This is a genomic window from Candidatus Dactylopiibacterium carminicum, assembly GCF_014736495.1.
In the GTDB taxonomy this organism is placed as follows: Bacteria; Pseudomonadota; Gammaproteobacteria; order Burkholderiales; family Rhodocyclaceae; genus Uliginosibacterium; species Uliginosibacterium carminicum.
This window is the reverse complement of sequence record NZ_MDUX01000018.1, coordinates 47945-57955: the sequence shown is the minus strand read 5'-3', so window position 1 is coordinate 57955 and position 10011 is coordinate 47945. Positions and strand designations below refer to the sequence as shown.

Sequence of the window (10011 nt, the reverse complement as noted above, 5' to 3'; positions counted from 1 at the left end):
GGACTCGCAGTAAGACTATGAACAGATTCTGAGTCCTCCCCTCGTGCGCGCCGTCACCGCAGGCGCGCACGGGTGGATATCCCGGATCCGCCCTTCACCCGTGAAGAGTAGAAGATGCGGGTGCAAGAACCCGTTACATGGCATGCCGACGCCATGTATCCGGGATGACGAATGCCACTCAGCCTTTCTACCTATCGCCGCCAGAACGGCAACATGCGCCGCGTAACGAACAAGATCGCGGCGAGTCTTGACGAAGAGACGAAGACGTCACGCTGGAGGATCTGGCTGCGGCGACAAATCTCTCACCGGCCCACATGGTGCGCCAGTACAGCCGGCTCTGCGGCGAATCGCCAATGCAGACACTACGCCGGCTACGCCTGCAACGCGCTTTCGATCTGATCGGCAAAGGCCCCTACGGCCGTTTCACCGCCATTGGTTTTGCCGCGGGCTACGGCTCCAGTGCAGCCTTTACCCATGCCTTCCGCAAGCAATTCGGCATCGCGCCAAGCGACGTGCCTTCTCTCATCCGGCCCGCCTCTCCCCCGCAGCCGATAGGGCTGATCTATCTGCCCGAGCGCACAGTGTGGAAATTCGACTATGAAGGGTCCTATGCCCAGAACGGTTGGCACAAGGCCCATCTCGTCTGGCAGTGCACGCTCGCAGGGCGGGATGACCTGTTCTCCTGCCGCATCAACGACCGCGACCATCCCTTCTCCGAGCACGGCGCCAACCGCGTGAAGCTCACTCACTTCGTACCGGCCAACGCGCTCCCCACGCCCCTGGACGCTGACCGGCTCACGCTGCCAGCGGGTCACTATGTGATGACCGAGACCGTCTTCAACGAGCGCGTCGGCTTTGTCGAGGCACTGGCAGACAGGATCCGCGACGAACTGGATTGCCGGCTCATTGACCGTCCAAGCCTTGAACACGAACCTCACGAACGCTGCTGGCGAGTGCCGCAGGAACGCCGGGTCGTGATGTATCTGCCGGTGGAGCCGATCAATTCACGCGGCCGGCAACACTGCCAGCGGGCAGAGGCTGGCGCAAAACGCAAATCCTGATCAAAACCTCGCCCTCCATATGCGCAAAAGTCAGGGCGCAGGCAGCCACCGATCTGGTGCTGCCACGGAGAGGAGAGAGATTCATGCGCAAGTCGTTCGTCGGGACGCCACAGGCCGAACTGGAACTGTTTTCCCTGTCCTGGCCGATATTCGTCGAAATGGCCTTGTTTATGGCCATCGGCACCCTTGGCCTGTGGATGGCCGGGCAGATATCCGCCGCCGCCGTGGCCGTGTTCGGCATGGCCAACCAGTTGCGCATCGTGTTTGACCGGATCTTCCGCGTGGTGAGCATGGGCAGCAGCGTGGTGGTCACGCAGAGCCGAGGCGCGAAGGATGTCCCTGGCGCGCAAGCGCTGGCCCGTGCCGGCTTCTCGACGGCACTGTGGCTTGGTTTGCTCGCTGCCCTGCTGGTAGGCGCCATGCCGGCCTGGCTGCTGCACGTACTGCAGCTGCCCGCCGAGTTGATGGAAATGGCGGTGCCCTTCATGCGCATCATCGCACTCGCGATGGGTATCGAAGCGGTCAACATCACCATGTTCGCAGTGCTGCGCGCCTTCACTTTCACCAAGGTATCGATGCGCCTGGTGCTGGCGATGAACCTGCTACATGTGCTGGTCAGCGCACCGCTGGTCTTCGGCATTGGCCCTCTGCCGGCACTGGGCGTGATGGGCCTGGCCTGGGGTCAGCTGGCCTCGCGTGCGCTGGTCTTTCTGTTGCTGGTATGGGTGTGGGCCCGTCATCTGGGGATCCGTTTGTGCCTGCGTGATGCCGTCCACGTGCCGCGCGAACCGCTACGTGCCATCTTGCGCATCGGCCTGCCGAGCGCCGGCGAAAAGATCGGCTTCCGCGTGTGCTTCATGGCGACCGTGGCGATGGCCGGCAACCTCGGCACGGCGGCGCTGGCCGTGCACGCCTACGCCATGCAGATCAACGGCATCGTCAACATGGTCGTAAATGCAGTAGCCAGCGGCGTGGAGATCATCATCGGCCACAAGGTCGGCGCGGGTGATCTACGCAGCGCGAATGCGCTGATGCAGCGCACGTTGCGCATCAGCCTCGTGGCAAGCGGATTGGGCAGCCTGCTGGCCTGGCTGTTGATGCCCCAGGCCATTGCACTGTTTTCCGACAACCCCGCAGTCCCGGTGCTGCTTGCCAGCATTCTCGCGATAGAGCTGCTGGCCGGGCAGGGGCGGGCACTCAATGTACTGGTGACAGGGGGATTGCGCGCCGCAGGCGACGTGATGTTCATCGCCAAGACAAGCATCTATATCAATGTGCTGGCCGGCACCGTACTGGCCTGGCTGCTGGGTATTCACTTCGGCTTCGGCCTGCCGGGCATCTGGCTAGGCTACATGGCGGACGAATGCCTGCGCGGTCTGGTGGCGCTGCTGCGTTGGCAATGGCGCTTGTGGGCACCATCGGCGCGCAGCACGCCGGCGTGCACGCCATCGTCAGAAGCTGCTTGCGCAGACGCCCTAGCGCGCGACGAAATACAGAACCGTTTTTCTTTAGCGGCCCAAACCGTGTAACGACGCGTAATGGAAAATTATTTCTTGAAAATGGAAAAATTTTTCCATATCTTGAAAGCACCCTGTTTCCACATGCCGCCCCATGTTTTCCAGCCCTGCCAGCGCACGCCGGGCCTCCGGCGATGAAACCCGCCTGCGCCTGATCGCCGCCGCCACCGATGCCTTCCTCGAAGCGGGCTTCCACGCCGCGCGCGTGCAGAAGATCGCACAACGTGCCGGCGTGCGGCTATCGGCGATCAATTACCACTTCGAGAGCAAGGAAGGTCTCTATCTCGCAGTATTGCAGCAGCATGCCGAAAAGGCCCTGGCCGCCTCCCCATTGCTGCCGCCGGGCGATGACCAGCCGCTGCGTGCGCGTTTCGATTTCGCGGTTGCAGCGCTGGTCAGCCGCATGCTGGACGAGGGAAACCATTCCCGCATCGGCCAGTTGCTGCTGCGCGAACTGGTGAATCCCACGCCGGCGCTGACGCGGCTGGTCGAAAACTTCAGCCTGCCTCAGGCGCAGACCTTCCTGCAGTTGCTGACCGAAGCGGCAGGCCCCGCAGTGCCACGCGAGGCGTTGGCCCGTTGCCTGATCTCGATCTTCGGCCAGTGCATGGTCTACGTGGCCGGGCGCCCGGTGATCACGCGCGTGGCGCCGGAAGTCCTGGCCGCTGAGGATGTGCTGCCACGCATCACGCAGCATGTCGCCGAATTCAGTTGGGCCGGCCTGCAGGCCGTACGCCGGCAATGGGAGGGCACCGATGCGCCGGCCTGAAATCCTTCCCGTCCTGGCCTGCCTGTTGCTGGCGGGCTGCGGACCGCGCGACGACGCCGGCCTGCCCGGCTACATCGAGGCGGACTACACGCGCGTCGCCGCGCCGCTGGCCGGCCGGCTGGTGGCGCTGCAGGTCCGCAAAGGCGAGGAAGTCGCGCAGGATGCACCACTCTTCGTGCTCGACCAAGCGCAGGAAGACGCTGTCGTGGCCGAGGCGGACGCCCGCCTGCGGCGCCAAGATGCCACCGCGGCGGATCTCGCCAAAGGCAAGCGGCGCGAGGAGATCGCGGTGCTGCAGGCGCAGGAACGCCAAGCTGCGGCCCAGCTCGCACTGAGCGAAGCGGATCTGCGGCGGCAGCGGCAACTGGCCGCGCAAGGCTTCATCAGCGGCGCCGGCCTGGATAGCCTGCAGACCCGCGTACAGGCGGATTCCGGCAAGCTCGCGGAGGTACGTGCCAGCCTGCAGGTGGCGCGTCTCGCTTCACGCCGTGATGCGCAGGACGCCGCACAGGCCGACATCGCCGCAGCGCGCGCGGCACTCCGCGCAGACGCAATGGCTGCGCGATCAGAAGGCGGTGCGCGCGCCAGTGGCCGCACGCGTGGATGACACGCTCTACCGCATCGGCGAATGGGTGCCGGCGGGCAGCCCGGTGGTGAGCCTGCTGGCGCCGGAGGCGCTGAAGGTGCGCTTCTTCGTGGCGCAGGCGGCGCTGCCGCACTATGCGCCCGGCACACGCCTGCGGGTGGGCTGCGATGGCTGCGGCGAGCCCTTCGCGGCCACGGTGGATTTCGTGGCCAACAGCCCGGAATTCACCCCGCCGGTGATCTACAGCCAGAAAAACCGCGCCCGTCTGGTCTTCCTCGTCGAGGCGCGCCCCGATCAAGCGCAGGTCCTGCGCCCTGGCCAGCCGGTGGATGTCCGCCCGGAGACCACACGATGAACGACGGCGCACTCGCCATCGACTTGCGTGGGCTGACCAAGCGCTTCGGCGCCAGGACGGTGGTTGACGCGCTCTCGATGCAGGTGCGGCGCGGCGAAGTGTTCGGCTTCCTCGGCCCCAACGGCAGCGGCAAGACCACCAGCATCCGCATGATGTGCGGCCTGCTTACCGCCGATGGCGGCGAGGGCCACACGCTGGGCTGGGACATCCGCCGCGAAGCTGCGCAGATCAAGCGCGAGGTCGGCTACATGACGCAGCGTTTCGGCCTCTACGAGGATCTCTCGATCCGCGAGAACCTCGCCTTCGTGGCCAGCATCTACGGCATGGACCGCACACGCCAGCGCGTGGATACCGCCCTCGAACGGCTGGGGCTGCAAAGCCGCCAGCACCAGCTTGCGGGCAGCCTTTCCGGCGGCTGGAAGCAGCGCCTCACGCTGGCCGCCTGCATGCTGCACGAACCACGGCTGTTGCTGCTCGACGAACCCACGGCCGGCGTCGATCCCAAGGCACGCCGCGATTTCTGGGAAGAGATCCACAGGCTGGCCTCCCAGGGCATCACGGTGCTGGTATCCACCCATTACATGGACGAAGCCGAACGCTGCCACCGCCTCGGCTACATCGCCTATGGCCGCCTGATGGCCTGCGGTACGCCGCAGGAGCTTGTCGAACGCAGTGCGCTGCACACCTGGCAGGTCGGTGGCGAGGGCATCACCGCACTGGCAGAGGCCTTGCAGGGCGCACCGGGCGTGGAGATGGTGACGCACTTTGGCAACAGCCTGCACGTGAGCGGCAGCGACGCGGCTGCGCTGGAAGCCGCCACCGCGGCCCATCGCGCCGATCCACGTCAGCACTGGCAGCTCACCCGCCCGGCACTGGAAGATCTGTTCATCCACCTGATGGGGCAGGCGCATGACAACTTCACCGGCAACCGCGCCTCATGAACGCGCTCAACCGCTACTTCAGCCTGCATCGGCTGCTGGCGATCATCGTCAAGGAATTCATCCAGATGCGGCGCGACAAGCTCACCTTCGCCATGATGGTGGGCATCCCGCTGCTGCAGCTCACGCTCTTTGGCTATGCCATCAACAGCGACCCCAAGCACCTTCCTGCCGTGGTGGTGGCGCACGAACAGAGCGAATTCACCCGCAGCATCGTCGCCGCGCTGCGCAACACCGACTACCTCGACATCCGTTCGGCCACGGTTTCCGAGCGCGACGCCAGCGAGATGCTGGCGCGCGGCGAGGTGCAGTTCGTGCTCACCATTCCGCCGGACTTCTCGCGCCGCCTGATCCGTGGCGAACGCGCGCAACTGCTGCTGGAAGCCGACGCCACCGACCCTTCCGCCACCGGCAACGCCATCGCTGCCCTGCAACAGATCAGCGGCAGCCTGCTGCGGCACGACCTGCGCGGCCCGCTGGCGGCGCGGCAGACCGCCGAGGCACCGTTCGAGCTGGTGATCCACCGCCGCTACAACCCCGATGCGCTTGCCAGCTACAACGTGATTCCGGGCCTTGTCGGCGTGATCCTCACCATGACCATGATCATGTCGACCGCGCTGGGGCTCACGCGCGAAGTCGAGCGCGGCACCATGGAGAACCTGCTGGCCACGCCGGTACGGCCGCTGGAGGTGATGATCGGCAAGATCATGCCCTACGTCATCGTCGGGCTGGTTTCCATGGCCTTCGTGCTGACGGCCGCGCGCTGGCTGTTCCATGTGCCCTTCATCGGCAGCCTGCCGCTGCTGTGCGCGGTGATCCTGCTCTTCATCGCGGCGAACCTGGTCGTCGGCATCACCGTTTCCAGCCTCGCACGCAACCAAATGCAGGCGCTGCAGATGACCTTCTTCTTCTTCCTGCCCTCCATCCTGCTCTCGGGCTTCATGTTTCCCTTCCGCGGCATGCCGGTGTGGGCACAGTGGATCGGCGAGGCGCTGCCGCTCACGCATTTCATGCGCATCACGCGCGGCGTGATGCTCAAGGGCAACGGGCTGGCCGAGATCTGGCCGGATCTGTGGCCGCTGCTGTTGTTCATGCTGGTAATGATGGCGCTGGGGCTGGGGCGCTTCCGGCGCACGCTGGATTGAGGGCCGGATGAAAAAAAGCCTCCCGCGGCCCATCGATGGACCGGGGAGGCTGGGGGAGGAGACGGATCGGGATTATTCAGCGTGCGCCGAACTTGTCGACGGCTTCCCACAGGCCGTTGAGATACACGGCACCGAGCGCGCGGTCGTAAAGGCCGTAGCCGGGCTTGCCGGTCTCGCCCCAGATCATGCGACCGTGGTCCGGACGCACGTAGCCGGTGAAACCGACGTCGTGGTAGGCCTTGACGATGGCTGCCATGTCCAGCGAGCCGCAGTCGGAGCGGTGGGCCGTTTCCTCAAAGTCGCCCTGCGGGGTGATCTTCACGTTGCGCAGGTGGGCGAAGTGGATACGGCCCTCACCACCGAATTCGCGCACCAGCGCTTCGACGTTGTTCTCGGGGCCGGCGCCCAGCGAGCCGGAGCACAGCGTGAGGCCGTTGGCCGGCGTGTCGACGATCTTCAGCAGGCGCGCGAGGTCGTCGCGATTCTTCACGATGCGCGGCAGGCCGAAGATCGGGCGAGGCGGATCGTCCGGGTGGATCGCCATCTTGATGCCCACTTCCTCGGCGACCGGAATGATGGCCTTGAGGAAATAGTCGAGGTGGCTCCACAGTTTCTCGGCATCCACGCTGGCGTATTCCGCGAGCAGCGCCTTGAGTTTCTCGGGCTTGTAGCTCGAATCCCAGCCCGGCAGCGAGATGCCCTTGGAGATGTCGATCTCTTCGACTTCCTTGACGGAGAAGGCCAACGTGGTCGAGCCGTCTGCCAGCTTCTTGGCCAGCGTGGTGCGGGTCCAGTCGAATACCGGCATGAAGTTGTAGCAGATCACCTTCAGGCCACAGGCCGCGAGATTGCGGATGGTCTGCTGATAGTTGGCGATCAGGCGGTCACGCGTCGGCTTGCCAAGCTTGATGTCTTCATGTACGGGCACGGATTCGATGACGTCGAAGGCCAGGCCGTGGGCTTCGATCTTCGCCTTCAGCGCCTGGATCTTCTCCACAGGCCAGACCTCGCCCACCGGCACGTCGTAGACGGCGGAAACGATGCCGCCTTCCAGGCCGGGAATCTGGCGGATGTATTCGAGGGTGACGGGGTCGCTGTCGCCATACCAGCGGAAAGACATTTTCATGGGATTGCTCCTCTCGGTGTATTCAGTGCCTGGCTTCCAGGCAATCGGTTTGTGATTCCTGCGGCACGGAAACCATGGCTTCCGTCAGCGCTTCGGGGTTGAGACGGGCCGCGCAGCAGCTCCAGACCTGTTCCGCGCCATGATGCGCGATGAAGGCCCGTGCCCGCTGCTCGGAGGAAAACACCGCCAGCGGCTGCGTGCTCCAGACGATCCACACCAGCATCATGGCCGCCTCCTAGACTCCAGAATAGGCGGAGAAACCGCCATCGACCGGCACCACGACACCGGTGACGAAGCCCGAAGCCTCGGTGCTGGCCAGCCACAGCAAGGTACCCGTGAGTTCGCTGGCCTCACCGAAGCGGTTCATCGGCGTGTTGCGCAAGATCTTGCCGGCACGCGCGGTGGGTTCGCCAGTCGGGGAAAACAGCAGGGCATGGTTCTGATGGGTGACGAAGAAGCCCGGTGCGATGGCATTCACGCGGATGCCGGCCGGCGCCAGATGCACCGCCAGCCATTGCGTGAAGTTGCTCACCGCGGCCTTGGCCGCGCTGTAGGCGGGAATCTTGGTAAGCGGGCGGAAGGCGTTCATCGACGAGATGTTGAGGATGCCGCAGCCTTCGCGCCCCACCATCTGCCTGGCGAATACCTGCGAGGGCAGCAGGGTGCCAAGGAAGTTGAGGTCGAAGACGAAACGCATGCCTTCCGGGTCCAGCGTAAAGAAGGTGGTCACATCCGGATCGGTTTCCTGCAGATCGGCGGGCGAGAAAGTCTCGCGGCTGGTGGTGCCTTTCGGATGATTGCCGCCGGCGCCATTGATCAGCAGATCGCAGGGGCCAAGCTGCTTCTCGACTTCAGCAGCAGCCCCCTCCAGCGAAGCGCGGTCGAGCACGTTGGCGGCCAGCCCGATGGCCTCGAAGCCTGCCGTACGGATCTGCGCGGCCACCGCCTCGGCGGCCTCCTGCTTCAGATCGAGAATGGCGACGCGCGCACCGCAATGCGCCAGCGCCCGTGCTATCTCGGCACAGAGCACACCGCCGCCGCCCGTGACGACGGCGACCTTGCCGCCCAGATCGACCTTGTAAGTCTGCAACATGACTGTCTCCTCGGTTATGAATCCGCTTCGCACCTGCCGACAATCACCGGGATGCGGTATGGAAGTCAGCATCGGCCAGGACGGCCATACCGTCCAATGCCAAATTTGTCTTGCTGCATACCTGATGGGTATGGACATGACCATGAAGCACTACCTCAGATCCGGGCCGTTCAGACCACCTTCAGCGTCGGGTAATCGAAGCGCCTGCCCTCGAGGACGAGCTGGCGGGCAAGCCGGGCCAGTTTTTCATTGCCGACGATCTCCGCGAAGCCGCCGCCAGCGCAAAGCGCGGCGAGTCGTTCATCGAGAAGCCGGCTGAGCGGAAAAGGGTCACCCGGCAGCACCGCGATGCGCTTGCGGCGCAATGCGCCACGCTCGCGCCGCAGCCAGTCGCCATAGGCTGCCGTGGCGGCCCTGAGCGGCCGGGTATCCACCCCGCGCAGCGGGTAAAGCTCCTGCATGTGGCAGAACAGCACGAAAAGGCTGTCTGCACGGCTGAGCAGCTCGCGATGGATGTCGAAGGGCGGCATGGCGGGCATGCCCCGCGCCTCCGCCTGACGTGCGGCCCGCAGCGCCAGCGCGCCGGACCAGGCTGCGCGCGGCATGCCGGATGCGCGGTTTTCTCCGAAGACATGGTCGTAGCGCCCACCGAGCGCGGGCCAGTGCTCGCCCACCAGATGACGGAACAACGCCTTCTGCCGTCCGGGCCGCAGGGTCAGCCCGCCCGGCCAGACGAATTCCGCCCCCGCCCGCTCTGCTGCATCGAGCAGGGCATCGAAGTCAGCCTCGCCATCGCTGATGCCCGGGCACAAGGGCATCGCCATGATGCCGGCGCGAAAGCCCGCCGCGCGGGCACGGCGGACCACCTCCAGCCGCTCGGCCGGCGCCGGAGCGCCCGGCTCGATGACTGCCGCGACAGCCGGATCCAGCGTGGTGAGCGTAACCATCACCAGCACCTTGGGAAAACGCGCCAGCAGGTCGAAATCCCGCAGCACCAGCGTGCCCTTGGTCAGCACGCTGATGGGATTGCCTGCCGGCAGCAGGGCTTCGAGCGTCTGCCGGGTCAGGCCCAGCGTCTGCTCCAGCGGCTGATAGACGTCGGTGACGCCCGATCCCAGGCCGATCGCGCCGAATTCGGCCGAGAGGGCGCCGGCGGCCACATCGCGGGCCACCAGTCCGGGCAGATTCATGCGGACAGCGATGTCCCGCTCGAAATCGCCCGCCACGAAGTACTTCTCCGCCCTGCCATCGCAATAGCGGCAACCGTGCCCACAGCCCCGGTACGGCGCCAGCGCGCGGCGCAACGCGATGAGAAAGGAATCGGCGAGTGCCGCACGGGAAACGCCGGTCTTCGCCTCGATGCGGTTGACGATGGGAATGACCATGGCACCGAGTATAGCCACGTCATCGCAACGCCCGGC

General features: G+C 65.3%; 11 protein-coding genes. 7 read left to right on the top strand and 4 right to left on the bottom strand.

All coding sequences use genetic code 11. The annotated features are described in order from the left end of the window. The first annotated feature begins 272 nt into the window (after nucleotides 1-272). The 7 genes from BGI27_RS07445 to BGI27_RS07415 all read left to right on the top strand — a co-directional run bounded on the left by BGI27_RS07445 (nucleotide 273) and on the right by BGI27_RS07415 (nucleotide 6371). Complete coding sequence (locus tag BGI27_RS07445) at nucleotides 273-1061, top strand: helix-turn-helix transcriptional regulator (protein WP_095524257.1); 789 nt, start codon at nucleotides 273-275, stop codon at nucleotides 1059-1061. A gap of 83 nt (nucleotides 1062-1144) precedes the next feature. Continuing rightward, nucleotides 1145-2590 carry an MATE family efflux transporter gene (locus tag BGI27_RS07440; RefSeq protein WP_095524256.1) on the top strand — a complete coding sequence of 482 codons (1446 nt, stop codon included), beginning with the start codon at nucleotides 1145-1147 and terminating at the stop codon, nucleotides 2588-2590. Nucleotides 2591-2672: 82 nt separating this feature from the next. Then, nucleotides 2673-3347, top strand: a complete 675-nt coding sequence (locus tag BGI27_RS07435) for a TetR/AcrR family transcriptional regulator (protein ID WP_095524255.1) — start codon at nucleotides 2673-2675, stop codon at nucleotides 3345-3347. Next, a complete protein-coding gene (locus BGI27_RS07430) occupies nucleotides 3334-3954 on the top strand; it encodes an HlyD family secretion protein (protein WP_170942925.1) in 621 nt (206 codons plus the stop codon). Before BGI27_RS07435 ends, BGI27_RS07430 begins: the two co-directional genes overlap by 14 nt. Then, entirely contained in the window at nucleotides 3923-4288 is a 366-nt protein-coding gene (locus BGI27_RS07425) for an HlyD family secretion protein (RefSeq protein ID WP_170942924.1), read from the top strand. The genes BGI27_RS07430 and BGI27_RS07425 overlap by 32 nt, the downstream gene beginning before the upstream one ends. Next, on the top strand, nucleotides 4285-5229 hold the full coding sequence (locus BGI27_RS07420) for an ABC transporter ATP-binding protein (RefSeq protein ID WP_095524253.1): 945 nt from the start codon (nucleotides 4285-4287) through the stop codon (nucleotides 5227-5229). The genes BGI27_RS07425 and BGI27_RS07420 overlap by 4 nt, the downstream gene beginning before the upstream one ends. Beyond that, on the top strand, nucleotides 5226-6371 hold the full coding sequence (locus tag BGI27_RS07415; RefSeq protein ID WP_095524252.1) for an ABC transporter permease: 1146 nt from the start codon (nucleotides 5226-5228) through the stop codon (nucleotides 6369-6371). The genes BGI27_RS07420 and BGI27_RS07415 overlap by 4 nt, the downstream gene beginning before the upstream one ends. A gap of 76 nt (nucleotides 6372-6447) precedes the next feature. On the opposite strand, the gene uxuA is transcribed toward BGI27_RS07415, so the two are convergent. The 4 genes from uxuA to BGI27_RS07395 all read right to left on the bottom strand — a co-directional run bounded on the left by uxuA (nucleotide 6448) and on the right by BGI27_RS07395 (nucleotide 9993). Further along, nucleotides 6448-7497, bottom strand: coding sequence for a mannonate dehydratase (gene uxuA, locus BGI27_RS07410; protein WP_095524251.1), 1050 nt, complete (start codon nucleotides 7495-7497; stop codon nucleotides 6448-6450). A 22-nt stretch (nucleotides 7498-7519) separates the two neighbouring features. Then, nucleotides 7520-7723 carry a hypothetical protein gene (locus BGI27_RS07405; RefSeq protein WP_095524250.1) on the bottom strand — a complete coding sequence of 68 codons (204 nt, stop codon included), beginning with the start codon at nucleotides 7721-7723 and terminating at the stop codon, nucleotides 7520-7522. Nucleotides 7724-7732: 9 nt separating this feature from the next. Then, nucleotides 7733-8590, bottom strand: coding sequence for an SDR family oxidoreductase (locus tag BGI27_RS07400; protein ID WP_095524249.1), 858 nt, complete (start codon nucleotides 8588-8590; stop codon nucleotides 7733-7735). A gap of 170 nt (nucleotides 8591-8760) precedes the next feature. Beyond that, nucleotides 8761-9993 (bottom strand): radical SAM protein, encoded by a 1233-nt coding sequence (locus BGI27_RS07395; protein WP_141239704.1) that lies wholly within the window; start codon nucleotides 9991-9993, stop codon nucleotides 8761-8763. Nucleotides 9994-10011 lie beyond the last annotated feature (18 nt).